General features: G+C 60.1%; 22 protein-coding genes, 1 tRNA gene and 1 pseudogene. 17 read left to right on the top strand and 7 right to left on the bottom strand.

All coding sequences use genetic code 11. From position 1 onward, the window contains the following. Nucleotides 1-1049 precede the first annotated feature (1049 nt). From Q9K02_RS01730 to Q9K02_RS01715, 4 genes are all read right to left on the bottom strand, one after another. On the bottom strand, nt 1050-1553 hold the full coding sequence (locus Q9K02_RS01730) for a hypothetical protein (RefSeq protein ID WP_305931322.1): 504 nt from the start codon (nt 1551-1553) through the stop codon (nt 1050-1052). Next, nucleotides 1550-2173 carry a hypothetical protein gene (locus Q9K02_RS01725; RefSeq protein ID WP_305931321.1) on the bottom strand — a complete coding sequence of 208 codons (624 nt, stop codon included), beginning with the start codon at nt 2171-2173 and terminating at the stop codon, nt 1550-1552. Before Q9K02_RS01725 ends, Q9K02_RS01730 begins: the two co-directional genes overlap by 4 nt. Nucleotides 2174-2175: 2 nt before the next feature. Continuing rightward, nucleotides 2176-2700, bottom strand: coding sequence for a hypothetical protein (locus Q9K02_RS01720; protein ID WP_305931320.1), 525 nt, complete (start codon nt 2698-2700; stop codon nt 2176-2178). Nucleotides 2701-2804: 104 nt separating this feature from the next. Next, complete coding sequence (locus Q9K02_RS01715; protein WP_305931319.1) at nt 2805-3329, bottom strand: hypothetical protein; 525 nt, start codon at nt 3327-3329, stop codon at nt 2805-2807. 153 nt (nt 3330-3482) lie between these two features. On the opposite strand from Q9K02_RS01715, the gene Q9K02_RS01710 reads away from it, so the two are divergent. The 8 genes from Q9K02_RS01710 (at nt 3483) to Q9K02_RS01675 (ending at nt 12480) form a co-directional block, all read left to right on the top strand. Next, a complete protein-coding gene (locus tag Q9K02_RS01710; RefSeq protein WP_305931318.1) occupies nt 3483-4097 on the top strand; it encodes a restriction endonuclease subunit S in 615 nt (204 codons plus the stop codon). Continuing rightward, nucleotides 4094-5602: a type I restriction-modification system subunit M gene (locus Q9K02_RS01705; RefSeq protein ID WP_305931317.1), complete on the top strand. Its 1509-nt coding sequence runs from the start codon at nt 4094-4096 to the stop codon at nt 5600-5602. Before Q9K02_RS01710 ends, Q9K02_RS01705 begins: the two co-directional genes overlap by 4 nt. Continuing rightward, complete coding sequence (locus Q9K02_RS01700; RefSeq protein ID WP_305931316.1) at nt 5602-5742, top strand: hypothetical protein; 141 nt, start codon at nt 5602-5604, stop codon at nt 5740-5742. Before Q9K02_RS01705 ends, Q9K02_RS01700 begins: the two co-directional genes overlap by 1 nt. Continuing rightward, entirely contained in the window at nt 5739-6962 is a 1224-nt protein-coding gene (locus tag Q9K02_RS01695) for a restriction endonuclease subunit S (RefSeq protein WP_305931315.1), read from the top strand. Before Q9K02_RS01700 ends, Q9K02_RS01695 begins: the two co-directional genes overlap by 4 nt. Beyond that, the gene (locus Q9K02_RS01690; protein ID WP_305931314.1) at nt 6962-7330 is read left to right on the top strand and encodes a hypothetical protein; all 369 of its coding nucleotides are present in this window, start codon (nt 6962-6964) and stop codon (nt 7328-7330) included. Before Q9K02_RS01695 ends, Q9K02_RS01690 begins: the two co-directional genes overlap by 1 nt. Nucleotides 7331-7538: 208 nt before the next feature. Beyond that, the gene (locus Q9K02_RS01685) at nt 7539-8477 is read left to right on the top strand and encodes an Abi family protein (protein ID WP_305931313.1); all 939 of its coding nucleotides are present in this window, start codon (nt 7539-7541) and stop codon (nt 8475-8477) included. Then, complete coding sequence (locus Q9K02_RS01680; protein ID WP_305933424.1) at nt 8474-11758, top strand: type I restriction endonuclease subunit R; 3285 nt, start codon at nt 8474-8476, stop codon at nt 11756-11758. The genes Q9K02_RS01685 and Q9K02_RS01680 overlap by 4 nt, the downstream gene beginning before the upstream one ends. Further along, nucleotides 11755-12480 carry a M48 family metallopeptidase gene (locus tag Q9K02_RS01675; protein ID WP_305931312.1) on the top strand — a complete coding sequence of 242 codons (726 nt, stop codon included), beginning with the start codon at nt 11755-11757 and terminating at the stop codon, nt 12478-12480. Before Q9K02_RS01680 ends, Q9K02_RS01675 begins: the two co-directional genes overlap by 4 nt. An 81-nt stretch (nt 12481-12561) precedes the next feature. Here Q9K02_RS01675 and Q9K02_RS01670 read toward each other — a convergent pair whose 3' ends face one another. After that, nucleotides 12562-12843 (bottom strand): hypothetical protein, encoded by a 282-nt coding sequence (locus tag Q9K02_RS01670; RefSeq protein WP_305931311.1) that lies wholly within the window; start codon nt 12841-12843, stop codon nt 12562-12564. A 208-nt stretch (nt 12844-13051) separates the two neighbouring features. Then, a tRNA-Arg gene (locus Q9K02_RS01665) sits at nt 13052-13128 on the bottom strand. A 136-nt stretch (nt 13129-13264) separates the two neighbouring features. Here Q9K02_RS01665 and Q9K02_RS01660 point away from each other — a divergent pair. The 9 genes and pseudogenes from Q9K02_RS01660 (at nt 13265) to Q9K02_RS01620 (ending at nt 21747) form a co-directional block, all read left to right on the top strand. Next, a complete protein-coding gene (locus Q9K02_RS01660) occupies nt 13265-13663 on the top strand; it encodes a hypothetical protein (RefSeq protein WP_305931310.1) in 399 nt (132 codons plus the stop codon). 66 nt (nt 13664-13729) lie between these two features. Further along, nucleotides 13730-14212: an MmcB family DNA repair protein gene (locus Q9K02_RS01655; protein ID WP_305931309.1), complete on the top strand. Its 483-nt coding sequence runs from the start codon at nt 13730-13732 to the stop codon at nt 14210-14212. Nucleotides 14213-14261: 49 nt separating this feature from the next. Next, nucleotides 14262-14978 carry a sterol desaturase family protein gene (locus Q9K02_RS01650; protein ID WP_305931308.1) on the top strand — a complete coding sequence of 239 codons (717 nt, stop codon included), beginning with the start codon at nt 14262-14264 and terminating at the stop codon, nt 14976-14978. Beyond that, nucleotides 14975-15439 carry a DUF2141 domain-containing protein gene (locus tag Q9K02_RS01645; protein WP_305931307.1) on the top strand — a complete coding sequence of 155 codons (465 nt, stop codon included), beginning with the start codon at nt 14975-14977 and terminating at the stop codon, nt 15437-15439. Before Q9K02_RS01650 ends, Q9K02_RS01645 begins: the two co-directional genes overlap by 4 nt. 114 nt (nt 15440-15553) lie before the next feature. After that, nucleotides 15554-16141: pseudogene (locus tag Q9K02_RS14575) on the top strand (PAS domain-containing protein); the annotation flags it as partial. Between the two features lie 1490 nt (nt 16142-17631). Next, the gene (locus Q9K02_RS01635) at nt 17632-18735 is read left to right on the top strand and encodes an App1 family protein (RefSeq protein WP_305931306.1); all 1104 of its coding nucleotides are present in this window, start codon (nt 17632-17634) and stop codon (nt 18733-18735) included. A 5-nt stretch (nt 18736-18740) separates the two neighbouring features. Beyond that, a complete protein-coding gene (locus Q9K02_RS01630; RefSeq protein ID WP_305931305.1) occupies nt 18741-19655 on the top strand; it encodes an alpha/beta hydrolase in 915 nt (304 codons plus the stop codon). Between the two features lie 9 nt (nt 19656-19664). Next, a complete protein-coding gene (locus Q9K02_RS01625) occupies nt 19665-21047 on the top strand; it encodes a M48 family metalloprotease (protein WP_305931304.1) in 1383 nt (460 codons plus the stop codon). Nucleotides 21048-21060: 13 nt separating this feature from the next. After that, complete coding sequence (locus tag Q9K02_RS01620) at nt 21061-21747, top strand: DsbA family protein (RefSeq protein ID WP_305931303.1); 687 nt, start codon at nt 21061-21063, stop codon at nt 21745-21747. 3 nt (nt 21748-21750) lie between these two features. Here Q9K02_RS01620 and Q9K02_RS01615 read toward each other — a convergent pair whose 3' ends face one another. After that, nucleotides 21751-22359, bottom strand: a complete 609-nt coding sequence (locus tag Q9K02_RS01615) for an HD domain-containing protein (protein ID WP_305931302.1) — start codon at nt 22357-22359, stop codon at nt 21751-21753. Nucleotides 22360-22432 lie beyond the last annotated feature (73 nt).

Raw genomic sequence — 22432 nt, 5'->3', positions numbered from 1 at the left:
CAATCTTCGCCAGTCAGATGGCTTGAGGAAGTTCGCTTTAAAGACCAGACGGTCCGGGTTGGCTTCTCTCTCATGCAGATGAGCCTTTAGCCATAAATCTCGCCGTTTTTCTGGATCGTCCGAAATATTGCTGAAGATTGCTGCGGTTCGGCCATCTAGCCCTCCGACTGCGCAAGGACCTGCGGCATATTCTTCAAAGTCGGCAGCAGAGATTGTGGGTACGGCCTCCGGTCTCGTTATGTATGCCTCGTGTTCAGCTGCGGCTCCGGCAGCGAGGTAACGCCGCCTTGACCCGGAACTGAGGATAGAGACTCCGCCTGGTCCCTTTGTGACTGTCTCGTGTGAGAAATGGAATGACACTTTCCCATCTGCGGAAACCGGTCGACTGCTGAAGGGACCAGGCACTCCGAGGCTGGCTGGCAGCAACCATCGCCGCCCTGAACTATGTTGGTTTCTCTCTGGGGCAATGATTTTGACTCTCCATTGAAGAGCCATCTCTTCCTCGATCTCGAGTAAGCGCCGCAGCCGTGCCGAGCATCTGCCAATCGGACTTTTTGGGTTCAGCACCATAGCGACCTCTGTTCTTGCTATGTGCTTATTCTGAGGCACACGAGACTCATGCCGCAAGACATGAACGCGATTTATTTTCTTAGGTCTTCCCGATCCGAGACATCGGCGAACGGGCCCATGCTTGCATGCCAAAAAGGATGAGGTAGACCCCGACCTCATGTTCTGCCAAGCCATTGGCAGGCCTACGCAACTAAACTGAGTTTGCTGCTGAAAATCAGTTTAGCGCTATTGCGCCTCCCTTTCCTCAACCCAACGCAAAATTATTCCCGTGTGCGTGATCAGCAACAAGTTTCTGCTCTCAACGTGATCGCATTCAGTATTGAGCCAAGGCCGACGGGGGAGGCTTTGATCGCCAACGAGAGGGCTGGCTCGGTGGATCATTGACAAGGCTCCCCTGCCTTAATGCACAGGGTCTATTCTCCACGGCTAGCTGGCTCATGAGATTACGATCGCCAGCGCCTACGATAGGAAACAACTCGTTAGGATCGGTTCTCATGCCACCGGGCGAGGTAGAGAAACCCGGCGGGAGCATCCTCTCCGCCGTCGAACCTTTGCAGCGTCTCACGCACCGGTTGAGAAATGAAGGTTTGGGAAAAAGGAAACTCTCCCAAGCCTTTGTTTACCTCGGCGCCATTGGCGAGAGTATGCCCAATGCGAGCAGTTAACTGCCTCCGAAATTCATCTTCGTCCCTCGCCAGGCCGGCAGCGAACCAGACCGTGTGTCCCTGACCCGTGGCCAGATCACTCACCGTCCCAAGGAAGATGCGCCGCGGAGCATCGGCGAGTGGCTTGCTCGTCTCCCACGGATAGGGAGCTAGTTCGAACGGGTTGTCCCCCTCCGCGTATGGCCGGGCTTTCCCGCCCGCCAATAGCTGGCGGGCGAGATTCAGGGTTGCCTGTACTTTTTCGAGTTCACCGGGGCCCTTTTTAGCCCAGTGCTCTGCTAGGGCATGGATGGGCTCATTGTTCTCTTCTCCACTCATGTCGTGACGTCCCAGGTATCCTTGTGCTCCTGCCAAGCAGCGACCGCTGCGTGATAGCCGCGATCGCTGCACAGGCTCGTACAGGCGCCGCCAAAGCCGTTGATGTTGATAGTCCTGGAGAGAACGACACAGTGGATGTGATTGCCCTGGCCCTTCAGGCCGGCCGTCCCCGGGATATGCGCGATCATTATGACCACGTACCGGTGAGCGAAGTGGGACCGAGCGAAGCTGCGAACCCGCTCATAGCCGATGTGCCAGGCCTCATCGTCGTCTAGCAAGAACTTGGCTTGGACCAGCGCATGCTTCTCAAAGGGAGGCAAAGTTTGATCGAACCGCTTGGTCAGGAACTCGAGGTTCGTGTAATCAGCCGGCGCACTGGGCGGCAGCAGGACCTCGATACGCGCTGCCCGACCGAACTTCGGATCGTCTCCGGGTGAGCACTTCTTCGCGATCCAGTCGGTCACGGTCGGCCGGTCAAACTCGGTCTCGTACCAATAGCGAAACCAGCCTAGGTCAGGATGTTCGTCGCACGGATCGTGCGTGAAGACCTTCAACTTCACCTTGGACAGCGCTGCCGTCGCTTCATCGAGTTCAGCTTTCTTGGATTTTGCCTTCGCCACAATCAGAACCTCCCTTCGAACGAGGGGGCTTCGACAGCACGAATAATGCCGGCGTAGCGCTGATAGCCGTTTTCGTAAGGAGCGCCCTGAAAGGTCTCGAGCCCATTCTCGCTCAGCCGGAAGAAGGGACCTTCGGTGTGTGCGGGAACGAGCCAGAGATCGTCACCTTCGCGGCGCCAGGCGAGATAGTTGCACTGCCAGGCCTGGCCACCTTCGAGGAGGACGTCGAAGGTAACCCCTTCGAGCGGATCGAAGCGCAGCAGGATGAGATCCTTCCGGGAGAACCGTGCGAGAACTTCACACTCGTGATAGAGCAGCGGACGATCGCAGCTGGTAGCGGTCACCACCACTCCGGCCTCTTCGCTCTCGAACAAGCCGCCGCCGATACGTTCGTCGAACCGGGCGGTCTCAACGGTGACAAGACCGCAAGACATCAGCAGCGAGGCGAAGCGGCTACCTGTGCGATGGGTAATAGGCCGCAGCATAGGTTCGCCCTCGAGAGGGCGTTGCAAAGAAATAGCGTTCATTGAAATTTTCCTTTGAGGGAGGCCGCTCTGGCCGAGCTCGCCCTCCCCCATCTATTTTCATAACTCACTCGGCCTACGCGCCGAGCCTTCACTTCATTCCGGGATCAGTCGGCCCGGCTATCAGGCCCTTCAGCCAGGAGCAGGGCCATCGCTTCTGCGAGACCGCGTTGCCGGTCGGCCTCGTCAGCCCAAGGTTGATCGACCTTTCGAAGTCCCCGATCGAACTTGAAGGATGCCCCTCCCGCTTCGTCCTCGTCCTCGTCGGGTATGAGGTAGAGGCTGCGATCTTGATCGACCCATGCGAGCATTGCTGCAAAGCGCTCGGCGCCGCCGTTCTCTGCAAACAGCACGGTGAAGTCGCCGATGCGTCCGCCGTCAGGATAATGCAGGCATCTCACGCCAAGGGCACTCGTCCCCAGCATCGCGATGCCTCTTGCCATCTCGGTGGAGGCCAGCCTCACCCCAGGCATGAGGATCAGCGATTGCGAGATGTCGGATGGACTACCGATACCGTCGGGGATCAGGAACTGGTCACCTGCGACTTCGTAGGCGGTCAGTTCGGCGAGGTTCTGGCACATGAGCAGAGCGCCTTCATAGGACGCTGTGCCCTTCACTAGTTTCTTTGTCATGCGAGTCTCTAGGCGGCGCGCAGCTGGCTGCAGTCTGCGCACCTGTGGTGGAATTTTCACCTTTCGGCGTCAGCCACCAATCCCTATTTGCATGAAAGTCTTTCACGCAATATTTCCCTTGACCGCCCCGTCATTCGCCGCTATCCGGTTTGCATGAAGCTCATTGATGCAAAAATTTTGTCCAATGTGGCATTGATCTCGGCGGGCTACCCTTTCCGCGGGAAGATCGATGATCTGGCTGCTGGCGAAGTCTCAGTCATTCAAATGCGGAACGTAGACCCAAATACCGGCATCGATTGGAGTGAACTTTCGCGCGTCGAATTGCCGAGAGCTTCCACCAAGGCGATGCTTCAACGTCGTGACGTAATCTTGTCGACAAGGGGTGGACGCTTCTACCCGTATCATATTGGGGGATTTGAGGGCGAAGCTGTGTGCTCCCCGCATTTCTTTGTCCTTCGCGTAACGACGGACGCGATCCTGCCCCAGTTCCTGGCTTGGCAGATGAGGCAGAAGCCAGCTCAAGATTATTTCGCAGCGGGTGCTACTGGTTCCTACATCCTCAATCTGAAGCGCGAGGTAGTGGAGAACTTGCCGATCGCTCTGCCCCCGTTGGAGCAGCAGCGAAAAATCGTCGAGTTGGATGCCGCGATGCAAAACGAGCGCGCCATCCTGACCCAGCTTATTAACAACAGATCCACCGAAATGTCGGCTATTGCCCGGCAGTTACTTGCAACTGCCTTTGAGAGTTCGGAACAGAGAGCATCATGAACGACCAAATCAAACAGGACGAAGTGAACAAGGCCGTCTGGGCCGCTTGCGACACTTTTCGCGGGACAGTCTCCGCAGATGTTTACAAGGACTACGTCCTCACCATGCTGTTCCTGAAGTACCTGTCGGACGTGTGGCAGGACCATTACGATAAATACAAGGCGCAGTATGGCGACACGCCCGAGCTGATTGCGGAGTTGATGACGAATGAGCGCTTCGTCCTGCCGGACTCCGCCAACTTCACCACGCTCTACAAGGCGCGGCACGAGCCGGGCAATGGCGAGCGGATCGATAAGGCGCTGCACGCCATTGAAGAGGCCAATGTCGGCAAACTCCGCGATGTATTCCAAGACATCAGCTTCAACTCCAATAAGCTCGGGGAGGAAAAGCAGAAGAACGACATCCTGCGTCATCTGCTGGAGGATTTCTCGCGCCCCGAGCTGAATATGCGGCCCTCACGCATCGGCAATCTTGACGTTATCGGCAACGCCTACGAGTTCCTGATCAAGAACTTCGCAGCTGATGCAGGCCGCAAGGCAGGAGAATTCTACACCCCGCCCGAAGTGTCCGAACTGATGGCCGAGATCATGGACATGGCCGAGGGGGAGGAAGCCTGCGATCCCACCTGTGGTTCCGGCTCGCTGCTGATGAAGTGCGGTCGCCGGGTGCAGGCCAAGTTTGGCGGATCGAAGAAATACGCGCTCTACGGCCAGGAATCGATTGGTAGCACCTGGGCGCTCGCAAAGATGAACATGTTCCTCCACGGCGAGGACAATCACCGGATTGAATGGGGCGACACCATTCGCAACCCAAAGCTGCTCGACGCGGAGGACCGGCTAAAGCACTTCGATGTCGTAGTCGCCAACCCGCCCTTCAGCCTCGATAAGTGGGGCGTCGATACGGCGGAAAACGACCGGTTCGGTCGGTTCCGGCGTGGCGTGCCTCCCAAGACCAAGGGCGACTACGCCTTCATCCTCCACATGATTGAGACGATGAAGCCGAAGACCGGGCGCATGGCCGTGGTCGCGCCGCACGGCGTACTGTTCCGGGGATCGAGCGAGGGCAAGATCAGGCAGAAGCTGATCGAGGAGAACCTGCTCGAGGCGGTGATCGGCCTGCCTGAAAAGCTGTTTTACGGCACCGGCATTCCGGCCTGCATCCTGATCTTCCGCAAGACCAAAGCGGACGACAAGGTGCTGTTCATCGACGCCAGCCGCGAATTCAAATCGGGCAAGAACCAGAACCAGCTCGAAGAAGGCCACATCGCGAAGATCGTCGAGACCTACCGAGCGCGCGAGACGGTCGACAAATACGCCTTTCTCGCCACGCCCGAGGAGCTGGCCGAGAACGACTACAACCTCAACATCCCGCGCTACGTCGATACCTTTGAGGAAGAGGACGAGATCGACCTGGTCGCTGTCCGCGCCGAGCGGCTGAAGCTCAAGGCCGAGTTGGCCGCGCTGGAGGACAAGATGGACGGCTATTTCAAGGAGCTTGGCTACTGATGTCCGGCGAGATCATCCTTTGTCACACCCGCACGATCAAAGCGCAGAGCGCGGTCGAGCAGCATTTCATCGAGTCTACTACCAAGCTGACGAAGCTCGCTGCTGACAAGTCCGCCAAGAGCAAGGGCGATGCGAAATGATTCCCGAGGGATGGGAGCACACAGACCTCGGATCGCTGAGTTCGGCACCGATCACTTATGGCGTGGTTAAGCCCGGTCCAAGTGATGACGAGGATGGCGTACTCTTCGTTCGTGGCGGAGATTTTCCGGACGGCAGGATCAATCCGGCGAGACTGCGAACCATCACCAAAGAGGTTTCAGACCAATATCGTAGGACCAAACTCAAGGGTGGTGAGGTTCTAATCAGCCTTGTAGGTTACCCTGGAGCTTGCGCCGTGGTGCCGTCCGAGCTGGCTGGCGCAAACATCGCACGACAGACAGCGATCATTCGCCCGAAGAAAGATGTCTCGACAAGCTTTCTAGTTACCTATCTGCGCTCGCCACTTGGGCAGGCGAAGCTGCTGTCGAATGTTATCGGGTCAGCGCAGCAGGTCATAAACCTCAAAGACCTGCGGAATGTTAGCGTACCACTTCCCCCAGTGGGCGAACGGAGAGCGATCGCCGACGTCTCCGAAACATGGGACGGCGCTATCGAGACGGTCGAGGCGCTGATCGCCAACGCCCGCGCGCAGAAGCAAGCGTTGATGCAGCAACTGCTCTGCGGGAAACACCGGTTGCCTGGGTTCAGTGGTGAGTGGCAGCGTAAGTCGATCGACGAAATCTCTACCCGCGTAACGCGACGCAATGATGGCACGGAGCTACCAATCCTGACGATATCTTCTATGTCGGGCTTCGTCAGGCAAGACGAGAAGTACAGTCGCTACATGGCCGGAAAGAGCGTCGAGACCTACATCATGCTGAATGAGGGCGAATTTGCCTACAACAAGGGCAACTCGAAGACCTACGAATTCGGCTGCATCTTTGATCTTGAGGGGTACGCACGTGCACTCGTTCCGCACGTATATGTCTGCTTTAAGCTTAAGAAGGGGTATAGCCACCGCTTCTACAAGGCCTTGTTTGAGGCGGACTATCTCGCTCCGCAGCTGGGTCGCCTCGTTAACACCGGCGTGCGCAACAACGGCTTGTTGAACATCAAACCCAGCGAATTTCTCGGCACAAAGGTTCCCGTCCCGCCGATCGACGAACAAGATGCAATCGCAGCCGTCATGGAGGCGGCTTCCCGCACGGTGGTCGAGCACGAAACCCAACTGGCGGCCCTCCGCCAGGAAAAGGCCGCGCTCATGCAGCAACTGCTCACCGGCAAACGGCGGGTCAAACTTCCGGAAAACGAGGTGGCCTGATGGCAATCGCACCCTACGGTTACGCGCATGAAAAGCTGGTCGGGGCCATGGACATCATGGTGACGGGCAAGGGCTCCCGCCGCCAACGCCTAGCCCGCGCGGGACGAGATTATCTTTTTCGCCTCAGCAATCCCAGACAGCACCGGCTTCCATCTGATCTCGCAGACTCACTGGCAAGTTTGCTCGCCGAATTAACCAGTACTAGGCCCCAAACACGTTGGGACGACACATTCGAAGCAACGGCGCGGAATATGTCATGGCAAAAGGCCGAGCGCCTCGCCCAACAACTGTTCAGCCTGTTCCTCGCGGTCGTCGAACTGCGGAGGCAAGCGGCTGCCAAATTGGATTATGAGAGGCAGACATGCTAAGCACAATTTTACTGGGCAAATTGGCATGTGATCCAGCGCACGACAAAGCGCTGGAGCGCTTTGTCGTGCGCTGGACCAAAAGTCAAGTTTCGATTGACATTATGGAGTCTAGCGCTTACCTAGATATCAACAGAGCCCGCCACGCCTCTCAACGATGCGCACCTGGCGGGACTTTTTTTGCCCAAAATCCTTGCGAGGCGGTGCGGTCATGAGCTTGCCGCCTGTCCCCGCCAACAAGGCCCCCTACACCAAGCCAGCGCTGACCATCCCCCAGCAGATTGCCAGGCTGCAAGGCGAAGGCATGGCGATTGCCGATCAGGCGCTAGCGCAGCACTGCCTCCAGCATATCAGCTATTACCGCCTGAGTGCATACTGGCTTTTTTTCGAACATCCCAAAGGCCACGCAGGTCCACGCTTCAAGCCCGGTACAACCTTCGAAGAGGTTCTGGCACTTTATGAGTTCGACCGAACCTTGCGGTTGCTTGTACTCGATGCGGTTGAACGTATCGAGGTCGCGTTTCGGGGGAGTTGGGCGTATGTGCTCGCTCACAAAGGTAGTGGGCACGGTTACCTTGATTGGCAGCTATATACCGAACCGCAAAAATACAGTGAGAACGTCGGCGCGCTCAATCGCGAAGTCAGCCGCTCAAAAGACACGTTTATCAAGCACTACTGGTTCAAATACGCTGGACCGCCTCAGCCACCCGTCTGGATGGCATCCGAACTTATGTCCTTCGGTTTGCTGTCGCGCTGGTACGCGTTGCTAAAAGATAGGGCCGACCGTCAGGCGGTTTCAGCGCCTTTTACGCTTGATGAAAAAATCTTCGTGCCAATGGTCCAGCACATATCGACCGTTCGCAACATCTGCGCGCATCATAGCCGGCTGTGGAATCGGAAGCTGAAAGCAACACTCAAACTGCCGAAGAGCAATCCATCCGAACTAGCGAATGCGCTGAACCGGACGGCGAACGACAAGCTCTACAACACGCTCGCCTTTCTCAAGTACCTGCTCGACCAGTGCGATCCCACAAACTCTTGGGGCCAGCGCCTGATTACCCACATGGGAACACTGGCTGCAGGACGCGAAACGGCCATGGGCTTCCCGGCCGATTGGAAGGACTACAAACTTTGGGGGGGCACAAAATGACTATAACCCCCAACACTGCCGAGCTCTACAGTTCCCATATTCCGGCCCTCGCAACGCTGGTTTCGCTAGGCTGGGATTATCTCCCGCCAGAGGATTGCCTCATTGCCCGCGGCGGCAATCAAGGAGTGGTGTTGCGCGATGTGCTGGTCGAGCAGCTACGGCGGCGGACGTTCGACTACAAGGGGCGGACCTATCCGCTCTCGACCAACGCGATCGACCAGATCGTCCGCGAGCTGACTTCGCCCGCGCTCAACGAAGGGCTGATCACCGCCAACGAGAAGCTCTACAATGCCATCACGCTGGGCATCACCGTCACCGAGTTCGTCGAGGGCAAGAAGCACAGCGTCACCGTGGCCATCATTGACTGGGCGCATCCGCTGGCGAACAGCTTTGTCGCAAGCGAAGAAATGGAAGTGCTCGCTGTGCCGGGCACCCATACCCGGCGGCCCGATATCGTCGGCTTCGTCAACGGAATTCCGCTGCTGGTGATCGAAGCCAAGCGGCCTGACAGTGGCAATCCCAACAAGTCGATGGTGGACGAAGGGGTCAGCCAGACGATCCGCAATCAGGGGCAGGAGGAAATTCCACACCTGTTCGCCTATGCCCATCTGCTGCTGTCCATCGGCATGACCGATGGCCGCTATGGCACCACCAAGACCCCCCGCAAGTTCTGGGCGCAATGGCGCGAGGAGGAGTTTTCCGAAGACCACTTCCGCCAGATCAAGAACGCCGCAAAGGAAATTGATCCGCGGGCGGCGATCCTGAAGAACCATGTGCGCGAGGTGCGCGACCACTTCCAGCACCTGTGGAGCGACGAGCAAGCGGTGACCGCGCAGGACCGCCTGCTGATCGGCCTGTGCACGCCCGAGCGCCTGTTGGAATTCATCCGCTCCTACGTCCTGTTTGACCGCAAGGTGGACAAGATCGTCGCGCGCCATCAGCAATTCTTTGGCATCCGCGCGCTGCTCGACCAGATCAGCCGGATCAAGCCCGATGGCGCGCGCGAAGGCGGGGTGATCTGGCACACCACCGGTTCGGGCAAGAGCTTCACGATGGTGATGCTGTGCAAGGCGCTGCTGCTGCATGAGAAGCTGAAGGCCTGCCGCCTGGTCGTCGTGACCGACCGGCGCGACCTGGAGAAACAACTGGCAGGCAACTTCCTGACCGGCGGCGCTTTCGGCTCGGACATCGGCTCCAAGGATGCAGGAAAGGCCAAGGCGCAATCGGGCCGCGATCTTGCCAAGCGCATCGGCAAGGGCACCGAGCGGATCATCTTCACGATCATCAACAAGTTCGGCAGCGCAGCGCGTCATGCTGAATGCCGTAACGACAGCGCGGACATGATCGTGCTGGTCGATGAAGGCCACCGCAGCCAGGGCGGCGAAAACCACGAGCGAATGCGCAAGGCGCTGCCGAATGCCGCCTATGTCGCGTTCACCGGCACTCCATTGCTGAAAGACGACAAGACGGCCATCAAGTTTGGTCGGATCGTTCACGCCTACACGATGAAGGACGCCGTTTCGGACGGCACGGTGACGCCGTTGCTCTACGAGGAACGCAAGCCGATCCTCGACGTGAACGAGCGCGCGATCGACAACTGGTTCGAAAAAGTCACCGCTGGCCTTTCCGATGAGCAAAGGGGCGATCTAAAGAAGAAGTTCGGCACCAAGGGCGCGGTCTATGGCTCTGGCGACCGAATCAATCTGATTGCACTCGATATCGCGACCCACTTCAAGGAGAACTTCAAGGATCTTGATCTCGGCCTCAAGGGGCAGCTGGCTACCGATTCCAAGCGCTCAGCCATCCGCTACAAGAAGGCCCTGGATGCAACCGGACTGGTCAGCAGCGCCATCGTCATTTCGGCCCCAGATACCCGTGAAGGGCATTCGGAAGTGGATGAGGCGGAGCTGCCAGAGGTGCTGCAATGGTGGAAGGAAAACGTCAAAGGCGACGCCGAAGATTACGAGCGCCAGGTGATCGAGGATTTCTCGACTGAGGGTCGACCTGACATTCTGATTGTGGTCGACAAGTTGCTCACCGGATTTGATGAGCCGCGCAACGGTGTCCTCTACATCGACAAGAAGCTCGAACAGCACAATCTGATCCAGGCAATTGCTCGCGTGAACCGGCTGCATGAGCAGAAGAAGTATGGTTTGCTCATCGACTATCGGGGCATTCTGAAGGCGCTGGATACCGCGCTCACCGAATATCAGGACCTCGCCGAACGGACGCAGGGCGGCTTCGATCTCGACGACATTGAAGAACTCTATGCCGATGTCAGCACCGAGTATAAGCGATTGCCCAGCCTCCACGCCGACCTCTGGGCAATCTTCACGCCGGTCAAGAACAAGGCCGATATCGAGCAGTACCGGCAGCTGCTGGTTCCGCAGACTCGCGAAAGTGAGGATGGGACGCCGATCGACCTAAACCAGAAGCTCAGGGAGGATTTCTACGAGGCCCTGACAGCCTACGGCATGTGTCTGAAGATCGCTCTGGGATCGCGTTCGTTCTTCGAAGACACATCAATCACCGAAGGACAGATTGCGGAATACAAACGAGACCTCAAGTTCTTCACTAACCTGCGCAAGATCGTGAAGCAGGACGCACAGGAAACCGTCGATTACAGCGCCTACGAGGATCAGATCAGGAGACTGGTCGATCGCTACGTCGTGGGCGAGGACGTGGAGAACGTGGACGGCGTTCTGATCGTCAACGAGCTTGGAAATCAGCAGGCCGCCCAAACCTGGTCCCCTGAGAAAACACGCAACGAAACTGACATCATCCGCTCCAGAGTCCGCAAGACGATCAAGCAGGAACTGGCCGACGATCCCTATGCGCAGCTGTTCTTTTCCGATCTGCTCAAGCGGGCCATTGCGGAAGCATCTGCGCTTTTCGACCACCCTTACAAGCAATACATCCTGTTCAAGGATTTGGAGGAGAAACTCGCCGCCAAGAAGATTGATGACCTGCCCAAACGCCTCGAAGGTCACCGCCATGCGAGCGCCTATTTCGGGATTTTCCGGTTGGAGATTGGCAATGCGATCGCGAACGGAAATGATCAGGATGAGTTCATTCGAGCAGCGCTGGATATGGAAAAATCCGTCGAGAGTGCCATTGCAGAGAACTCGCTGAACCCGGCAAACATTGAAGCGGCTATCCGAAAAGCTTTGTTGCCGCGCCTATTTGGCCTGATCGGCTTGGACAAGGCAAAGGTTGTTACCGAGAAGGTAGTCGAGATAACCCGCATTGGCCTTGCTCGCGGAAGTGGCGCAAAGACATGATTGTCCGATATGGCGATCAAGAGGTCTCGTGCCTCGTTCGACAAACCGCCGCTGTCACGGGACGTATCCGCATCCACGTTTATCCCAACGGGGATGTCGAAATTGAAGCTCCTGCAAACAAGCAATCGAATGAGATCAGGGCGGCCGCTCAGCGCCGTGCCAGGTGGATATTTCAGCATCGAAACGCGGCCATCTCCGCGCGACAGTTGGCGACGCCTCGTGAATATGTGAGCGGGGAAACTCACTTCTATCTTGGCCGGCGGTACAAGCTCCTGGTCTATGAAAGCAGCACCAAGCCTTCCGAAGTCAAATTGTTGCGGGGCAAGCTTGAGATAACCGTGCCTGTGGCGGATCGCGCCGCCATCAAACGAAGATTGAACTCTTGGTACAGCGTACGGGCCGCCGAATACCTAAACACAAGATTTTCGGAGGTTACGGAGCGCGTGAGCTGGCTTGACCGGCGCCCACCTCTCAAACTTATGCGCATGAAAACACAGTGGGGGAGTTGCTCGCCCAATGGGGTGATCTACCTCAACCCTGCGTTGGTTCGAGCTCCTCGTCATTGCATCGAATACGTTATGGTGCATGAGCTATGTCATATGGTTGAACACAACCACAGCCGTCGTTTTTTCGACCTGCTTGATGCCCAATTACCCGGATGGCAGACAACCAAACGTGAGCTGGACTCGCTTGCCGAGCTTATTCTTGCTGGAAACGATTGATTGGGTAGGTTGGCGCCCTCGTATGACCTAGCTACCGGGCTGCTCACGGTCACGTGGGACAAAACAGCTCGGTAAGAGGTGTCACTCGAAGGGAGAGGGAAGTAGGGTACCCTCGGGTAACTTCGCGATCGCGTTCATGGCTTTCGAGAGACGGTTTAGAGTACTATCCTGCTCGTCAATCCAACTTGGCACTTCGGACTCGGATTGGGGATAGAGAGCCGGAATTTGGCCGAGTTCCTCCCGCATGATCTGAAGATTGTCGCACACAGCCTTGATGCGATCTGCCCGGCTCGCCTCGTATTCCGACGGAAGGGGCGTCAGGCGGCCACCGCATCGTTGGCGGATCGTCACCAGCTTTGTCATATTCACCTCCGATTGCGAGAACGGCTGTCCGCGCTTCTTTTATTATAGGACATTTTCTTCAAGATTCGGATTGTGAGCCACCAAGTTGAATCGCGCCTTGGACCAGCGAGGGCTAGCAGACACCAACTGCCGAGGGAGCGGGTGTGGGAACTAACTCGGAGAATTGCCAAGAAAGTTCTTAACTTCCAACAGGTTATGTGGAGATGTGTGGCGCACCCGACAGGATTCGAACCTGTGGCCTCTGCCTTCGGAGGGCAGCGCTCTATCCAGCTGAGCTACGGGTGCTTGCGGGGCCGGTAAGCCCTTAGGCGAGCGGGCCGCTTAGCAAAGCGGGCAGGGGCTCGCCAGTGCTAATCGCATTCTCGCGGATCGGCGCGCCGCGTTAGCCATTTGGCAAGGAGCGGGGCGTAATTCTTGCCGAATGAGCGCGATCTCCCACGAATTCGACCTGAGTGAAGCCACCATGCTGCCGCCGGCCGATCCGGGCCCGCGCGCCGTGCCCGAGATAGAGGCGCTTGCTGCCCGTTGGGAGGCGGTGCACGAAGCAGCCGCAGCGGTCGGAAAGCTGGCGCAGCTGGGGCGCGAGACCCTGACCGAAGACATCGCCTCGCTCCCGCTTCGCGCCGCTGCGAGGGGCGGATGGCATTATGAGATGGTCGCCCGCGGAATCGACGATCTGGCGGCCGTCATGCAGCCGGGCCTGCGCGCGCTGCTGTCGCTGACGGCCGGCGGGCAAGATACGACTGCCGCCGCGCTGACATTGTGGCGCGAATTCCATATGGCTCGCACGGCCATTCTGGGCTTGGTCCCGGTCGAATAGTCTCTGCAAATTGAATTAACGGTCGCGACGCTTGACTGCGTTCGCGCTCTGTTCCAATTGGGGGCGATGACCGAACCGGCTCTCGCCCAAACAGATACGGCTGCCAGCGTGGCGCGCGGGATCGCGCGGCTTTTCGCGCGCAACGACATCTGGTGCATTCCCGAGATGCCGCTGCGCAACGGGCGGCGGGCGGACCTCATGGGCATCGATCCCAAGGGGCAGGTGATCATCGTCGAGATCAAGGTCCAGCGCGGCGATTTGCTTGGCGACGGCAAATGGCCCGACTATCTCGACCATTGCGACCGATTTTACTGGGGCGTGCCGCCGGGGCTCGATCGCGCACCGCTGGAAGGTCTGGACTACCAGCCGGACTGCTGCGGCATCATCGTGGCCGATGGCTACGACGGCGAGATTCTGCGCCCCGCGCCGCTCCGTCCGCTCGCCGCGGCGCGGCGCAAGGTCGAGGTCGAGCGGCTGGCGCGTGCCGCCATGCGGCGCACGACCGTTGCCTATGATCCACACTGCGCGCCCTGGGGCGGCGGGGACTGACACAGGACCTGTTAACCGGCTTCGGGTTAGGGCATGGTCCGATCAAGCCATGTGGACCGCCATCATCCTTTCCGCCGTTTCGATGACGCTGATCGTCGCTGCGCGCTATGCCGCCACGAGCGGGCTGTTTGCGGCGATCACCGGGCGTGTAAAACCGGGCTATCATGCCAAGCTCGGCCCGCAGATTAGGCGAGAGATCGGCTGGTCGCTAGCCTCGGCGGCGATCTACGGGATTCCGGCAGGCGTGGTCGCCTGGGGCTGGCAGGAACGTGGCTGGACGCAGATCTATACCGGCTGGAACGACTACCCGCTATGGCATCTCGCCCTCGCTCCGCTGCTCTACCTGTTCGCGCACGACACCTGGTTTTACTGGACCCACCGCTGGATGCACGAGCCGCGCCTGTTCCGCATCGCCCATGCCGTCCACCATGCCAGCCGCCCGCCTACGGCCTGGGCGGCGATGAGCTTTCACCCGTGGGAAGCGCTGACCGGGGCGATCGTCATCCCACTGCTGGTCTTCGTGATCCCGATCCATGTCGCCATGCTGGGTGTCGTCCTGCTCGTGATGACGGTGATGGGCGTCACCAATCACATGGGTTGGGAGATGTTCCCCCGTCGGCTGGTTCATTCGCGGTTAGGCGGGTGGCTGATAACCGCCAGCCATCACCAGCGTCACCACGAAGAATACAAATGCAATTACGGCCTCTACTTTCGCTTCTGGGACCGGCTGTGCGGAACCGACCGCGGCCTGAGCGAACGCATATGAAGCGGGAACACAAAACCAGAGCCGTCGCCCTGCTGGCGCTGCCCTTCGGCCTGGCGCTGGCCGGCACGTCGCCGCACATCGAACAGGCCAAGGTCACGGTGACCGTGACCGACCTGCGCAATGCCGAAGGCGTGGTGCGCGCCTGCATGACGAAAGACGAGACCAAGTTCCCCAAATGCCGCGGCGTTCCGGGTGCTTACGCCACCACGGCGGATGCGCGCGAGGGGACCGTCACCTTCACCTTCTCCGACGTGAAACCGGGCCGCTATGCCATCGCGCTACTGCATGACGAGAACGGCAACGGAAAGGCCGACCGCGCGCTGGGCATGATGCCGAAAGAGGGCTTCGGATTCTCGCGCGATGCCCAGGTCCGTATGGGCCCGCCTAGCTTCGAGGATGCGGTCTTCCCGGTCGGTGCCGCGAACGAGAAACTGACGATCCGCATGCGCTACATGCTTTAGCGGTGCGATGCCGCTCGCGCGGCAAAGGTTGGCAAACGTATTTAACCATATGTTTACCACGCACCCCCATACCTCCCTGTGAACGAGCACAACTCTTCGGGGGCGTAGGAATCCATGGACAGGCTAGGCGGCTATTTCGGCGCGCATGAACCGGACGATCCGGTCGACGATTACGTCGACGAGGACGATGCCGATATCCAGCCCCCGCCGTCTCCCGTCGGCCAGGACGAGCGGCGCATGCAGGTGCGCGCCTACAACCACTGGGCCAGCCTGCTCGGCGATCGCAACTATCCCGACATCGAGGATCTGGAGCCCGACCGGCTCGACGACTTCGGCCCCTATTCCGTGCTGCTTGACTTCAGCGACGGAATCGAGGACCCGGCCGTGCAATATGTCGGCGCGGACCTGGCCGAGGAATGCGGCCATGACGAGCTGATTATCCGCCTGTCGGACGTGCCGAGCCGCTCCGTTCTCAGCCGCATCACCGACCATTACATGCAGATCCTCGCCAACCAGGCACCGATCGGCTTCGAGGCGGAATTCGTCAACGATCGCGGATCGACCGTGCTCTATCGCGGGATCCTGCTGCCCTATTCGAGCGACAACGAGACGATCGACTTCATCTACGGCGTCATCAACTGGAAAGAGATGGCCGACCAATCGACTGCAGACGAGCTGCTGCTTGAAATCGGCCAGTCGCTGGGCGAGCACGAGGAAGAAGCGGCCAGCGCCGCGGAGCCAGACATGCTCGAAACCGCCGAGATGCTGACAGCCGCCGAAGTTGCTGAAGAAGCTGTTGAGGGCGAGGACGTCAGCGACGACATTCTCGACCTCGGCAGCGCGGAGATGGTCGTGGAAGGAAGCGAAGACGCCCTGCCGCTGCCCGCCTTCGGAGCAAGCACCCCTAACGATCAGGACATCGGCTCGAGCCGGATCGACGCGCTCGGCAATCCGATCGGCGCGCACCCCGGCCAGGACGACACCGACTATGTCGATGATGACGGCGGGTTCGACGATTTCGACAACAGCATAAAGACGGCGGCCGACTACGGCCTGCCCGATTGGGACGAAGATCCCGAAGCCGACGATGTGGACGACCTGGTCGATCCGCTCGACGACGAGGAAGCCTCGAGCAGCCTGATGTCGCTCGTCAGCCGCGGGGAGCGGAGGAAGAAGGCCGTCGATCTCTCGGCCAGCGAAGCCTCGCCTGCCGTACCGCAAGCCTATGAAGGCGAAGAGCCCGAAGCGGCTTTTGCGATGCCCGAGGCCTACACGCCACCGGTGGAGGACGAAGCCGAGGCGGACGCAGCCTCCGAGTGGGCGGATTGGGATGGCACAGACGAGGCGATCGAAGACCTCGAACCGGAACTCGCGCCCGAAGAAACAACAGAGCCCGAACCGGTCGCCGAAATCGTGCTGGAACCCGAACAGGAAACGGCGGTCGAGGCGGAACCCGAATCCGACTCGGACCCAAGCGAACCGGACTACCAGCCTGCCGTCGTCGTCGATCCCGAAGATGCGCCGGAAGGCCTCTACGATTGCCTCGCCGCCGCGCGCGAGCAGGCGCAGGCTGCACAGAACACCGAGGATCGCAGCCGCAAGGCCCTCTATGCGGCGGTCGCACTGGCATACGATTTCAGTCTCGAATCGCAGGACGATCCCGACGGCTTCGAAGAACTGCTGTCTGACAACGGGCTGACCGTTCAGGACCGCGCGCCGATGACGCCGGTGGTCAAGCTGGTGTTCGGCGCGGATTACGACAAGACGCGCCTCACCGAATATGCCGCCGTTCTGTCCCACGCCCATCGCCTGAACGTCGAGCGCGGCGCGCTGGCAGGCTTCCTCCATGAAGCCGAAGGGGGGCTCAAGGGCGTGGTCCAGGCCGAACGCCGGGCGCGCAAGGAAGAGCAGGGCAAGCAGGTCGATGACCATAAGGCGGTCAAGCCCGCGCTCGCGCGCAAGCTGCGCAAGCTCGACGAACTGGCGCTGGCCGATCTCGACGAGCACGGTCCGGAATTCGCGCTGGTCATGGTCCGCCGGACACCTACGGGCGAGCTGGTGGTGCTGGGCGAACTGCCGGAAGACGTGCCCGCACTCGAACGCGCGGCGCGCAAGCTGCTCGGCTGATGCCGCTCACGCGTTCCATGTTTACGGTTGCTTAGGGGGCCTGCGCTTCGCTAGCCCCGGCGGCGATGCCATTCCTTCCGACTGCCCCGGTTCGTATCCAGCCCTATTTCGGCTATCGCAACGAGACCCGCCTGTTCATCACGGGCCGCGCCCTGCGCTCGCGTGTGGGCGCCTTCGAGAAGCGCAGCAAATGGCGCGCCGCGAAAACCATGCTGGCGCAATTCGCCAGCCACGAGGTGCCCGAACTGCCGGTTCAGCTGGAGATCGTCAGTCCTTCCGGCGAAAGCAGGCGGCATCAGGGCCTGACCGACAAGGAAGGCTTCGTGCGCTTCGACATTCCGCTCGACGGCGACTGGCCGCTGGCCGAAACGCCGGAATGGGAAACGGTCGTTTTCCACTGGAGCAATGGCGAGGGCGAGCATTGCGTGGACGGGCATGTCCTGGCTCCCGGCCGGACCACCGGCCTCGGCGTCATCTCCGACATCGACGACACGATCATCGAAACCGGCATCACCGGCGATTTTCGCGCGGTGCTGCGCAACTGGCGGCGCGTGTTGCTGCAAATGCCGGAAGAGCGCATTCTCGTGCCGGGTGCGGATATTTTCTACAACGCACTCGGTAGCGGTGAGCCCCTGTCCGAAGGGCAGGGTCACGCGGGCGAGCATCTCAGAGCAAGCGACCGGCCGTTCTTCTACGTTTCCTCGAGCCCGTGGAACCTCTTCAGCTATCTCGTTACCTATATCCGAAGCCGCGGGCTGCCGCTGGGCCCGATCATGCTACGCGACTGGGGTCTCAATCGCGACACCTTCGGATCGGGCAGCCACGGAGCGCACAAACGCGCCGCCATCGATGGCATCCTGGCGACCTATCCCGATCTGAAATTCGCCATGATCGGCGACGACAGCCAGGGCGATCTGACTGCATTCGGCGCCATCGCAGTCGATAATCCCGGCCGCATCCGGGCCATCTTCATTCGGAAGGTCGGCGAAGCGATGAGCCCCGAAGAAACCGCCGCCAAGGCCGCGATCGAAGCGGCAAACATCCCGCTGTGGCTGGGCGACAGTTATGAGACAGGGCACGAATTTCTCGCCTCGATCGGCCTGCTCGGCGACCAGGAAACGCGCGCGATCGTCGATACGATCGAGGAAACGGACCCGAAAGCGAAGTGAAACGCATGTTGAAGATACTCGCAGTGCTGGTCGGCATATTCGTGCTGCTGGGGATCGGCCTGTGGCTGGCGGTGCGAGCGAACGGGCCTGCCGTCCTCGACACGGTCGACCGGATCGCCGGCCCATCGAACGATGTCGAACTGGTCGAAACTGCGCGCTATGGCGACAATCCCGAGCAGAAGCTGCGCGTCTATCGCGACGAAACGGCGTCCGGACCGCTTCCGGTATTCATTTTCTATCACGGCGGCGCATGGGCGCATGGCGACCCCGACGATTACGGCTTCATCGCGCGCAATATAGCGCCTGAGGGCTATGTCGTGGTTCTTGGCGGCTATCGCATGAACGAGGCGGGGCGTTATCCCGCGATGCTGCAGGATACCGCTTCGGTCGTCGCATGGACGCGCGACAACATCGCGAAGCATGGCGGCGATCCCGACCGCATCGTTCTGTCGGGGCATTCCGCCGGCGCATACAATGCGGTGCAGGTCGCGCTGGACGGGCGATGGCTCGACAATGCCGGAGTGTCGGGTGGGGCGATCAGGGGCGTGGTGGGCCTGTCCGGGCCCTACGATTTCCACCCATTCGACACCGATCGCAGCAAGGCCGCCTTCGAAAGTGTTGGTGCCGGACCGGAAAGCCAGCCGGTCAATCAACCCCTCGCCGCCGCGCCTCCCATGCTGCTGGTCCATGGCGAAGCCGACACGGTCGTGAAAATCCGGAATTCGCAGGCTCTGGCGCGTGGCTTGAGAGAGGCGGGTTCTCAAGTCGACACGCTGTACCTACCCGATGCCTCGCACAACGCGCCTCTGCTCGCTCTCACCAACCCATGGCGGCGCGACCCTCAGGTGTTCGATCGTGTGACGAAATTCCTGCGCCGGGCGACCGACGTTTCAGTTCCGGTTCAGGCCGCGAAGCCTTAGCACAGCAGTATGCGCTTTCTCGCCCGCTTGCTCGCCATTCTCGCCGCCGCCATGCTGGCAGCGCAGCCGGTCGCCGCGCAAAGCATTCTGCGGGATGCGGAAACCGAGAAGTTCCTCGACGAGATTTCCGAACCGCTGATCGAAGCCGCCGGGCTGGAGCCGGCGAATGTCGACATCATTCTGGTCAATGATTCCTCCATCAACGCCTTCGTTGCGGGCGGGCAGGCAGTCTATATCCATAGCGGGCTGATCGAAGCCGCCGACAGCGCCGAAGAAGTCCAGGGTGTCATTGCGCACGAACTCGGCCACATTACCGGCGGGCACATCATTCGCTACAGCGAAGGTATCGGCACGGCCTCGAAGATTTCGTTGCTCTCCGTGCTGGCCGGCATCGGTGCAGCATTGGCGGGCGCGGGTGAAGCTGCGGCGGGGATCATGGCGCTCGGCCAGCAGGCGGCAATGGGCAAGTTCCTCGCCTTCACGCGGACGCAGGAAGCCTCCGCCGACCTTGCGGGAGCCGAATACCTCTCCGAAGCGGGCATTTCGGGTCGCGGTTCGCTGACCTTTTTCGGCAAGCTTCTGAATCGTGAGTTTCGTTACGGCTACAGCCAGTCCGACGAAGCGGGCTTCTACCGCACCCACCCGCTCTCCGGCGATCGCATCCGCACGTTGACCGAGGTCTACGAAAAAGACCCGGCCTGGGATGCGCCGCGCAATGCCGCGCAACAGGCCAGGTTCGAGCGGGTGAAGGCCAAGCTCACCGGCTACATCGCCAAGCCGAACGAGACGCTGCGCGATTATCCTGAAACGACGAACACGATCCCCGCGCTCTACGCCCGTGCCTATGCCTACCACAAGAACGCGCGTGTCGATCGCGCACTGGAAACCGCGGATGCGCTGCTGGCGAAGGACCCGGAAGATCCGTATTTCCTCGAGCTGAAGGGTCAGGTGCTGCTCGAATCGGGGAGGCCTACCGAAGCGCTCGATCCGCTTCGCCGCGCGACAACTCTCACCAATTCGCAGCCGCTGATCGCCAGCATGCTGGGCCACGCGCTGATCGCGACCGAGGACCGGGTTAATTACGAAGAGGCCGAGAAAGTGTTGCGCGCTGCCGTTGGCCGCGATCGTTACAATCCCTTCGCGTGGTACCAGCTGGGCGTGGTCTATGCCGAACGCGGAGATATGCCGCGCGCCCGCCTCGCCAGTGCGGAACAACAGGTGATGAGCGGGCAATACGGCCTCGCCATGCGCAGCGCGCAATTTGCCGAGGCGGCGCTGCCCCACGGTTCGCCCGACTGGCTGCGCGCACAGGATATCGGCATGCAGGCCCGCGCCTTGCTGGAACGACAATGCGAAATGGAAAAGGGTCGCAATTGCGGCGGACGGCGTTAGGGTCGCCAGTGACATGAAACGCAACCTCGTCACTGCGCTGCTGGCGCTCGTCTTCGGCTTCCTGGGCGCCGCCATCTGGTCGGCAAGCGGGCTCGGCAACGGGCAGACGCGCGAATACCTCGTGTCCAATCCCGACATATTGCCCGAGATGGCGGAAGCCTATCAGCGCGGGCAGGCGAGTGATCGGCTGGCACAAGTGGACGATAGCGTGCGGGAGGCCTTCCCTGGCGCGGTCCTAGGCAATCCGGACGGGTCCAAAGTGCTGGTCAAGTTCACCGATTACGGCTGCACCTATTGCCGCCAATCCATCGCGCAGATCGACGCAATGATCGCTGCCGATCCCGATCTCAAGATCGTGGTGCGCGAATGGCCTATCTTCGATGGAAGCGAGCAGGCGGCGCGCATGGCTCTCGCCGCGGCGCGGCAGGGCAAGTATCCCGCGTTCTACCACGCCATGTTCGAACTCGGCCCGCCGAGCGAGACGACGATCGCGCAGGCCGCGCGAATCGCGCAGCTCGACATGGAAGCGGCACAGCGCTTTGCAGCATCGGAAGAGGCGACTGCCGAACTCGCACGCAATATGGGCCTGGCCCGCACGCTCGGCTTCAGCGGCACGCCGAGCTGGATCGCAGGCGACGAGGCGATCGAAGGGCTGGTCCCCGCCGCGCGCCTGCAGGACGCGCTCGACAGCGAGGCCTAGAAACTACTCGTCGAGCGCCTTGGCATAGGCGGAGACAAGCGGGCGCTCCATCACCCGGCGCACCATCGGTTCGAAGAATTCCAGCGGTTCGCTGTCGTAATCCGGGTCGAACGCCGCCTGATCGTATTTCTCGCAGAATTGGCGGCATGCCTCGTAATGCGGGTTATCCTTGAACTGGTCGCGCGCGTTCTGGTCCATTCCGAGGAAATGGAAATAGTAATAGCCCTGGAAGGCGCCGTGGTTCTGGCAGATCCAGTGGATTTCCTCGGTCACGAAGGGCTTGATGATCGAGGCCGCGACCTCGGGATGGTTGTAGCTACCCAGCGTGTCCCCGATATCGTGCAGCAGCGCCATCACGACATATTGCTCACCGCGCCCGTCGCGATGCGCGCGAGTCGCGGTTTGCAGCGAATGCTCCAGCCGGCAGACCGGGAAACCGCCGAAATCGCCGTCGAGCAGCTTCAGATGGTCGAGCACGCGATCGGGCAAGCCCTTGGCAAAGGCACGGTATTCGCCGGCGATCAGAGCCCAATCTTCCTTGGTGCCTTCCTTCATCTCGCGGAATTTCGCGCGTTCCGCAACCGAATGGCCTATGTTTTCCTGAATACCCATCGCATGCCTCTCTCGCTTTGCCTGTTGCAAGCAGTGTAGCGGCTGGCGCAGTTCGTCGCAATTGGGCTAGGGA

The sequence above is a fragment of the Qipengyuania profundimaris genome, from assembly GCF_030717945.1.
Classification (GTDB): Bacteria; Pseudomonadota; Alphaproteobacteria; order Sphingomonadales; family Sphingomonadaceae; genus Qipengyuania; species Qipengyuania profundimaris.
Note: the sequence above shows the minus strand (reverse complement) of the source record. Positions and strands in the feature narration are given on the sequence as shown.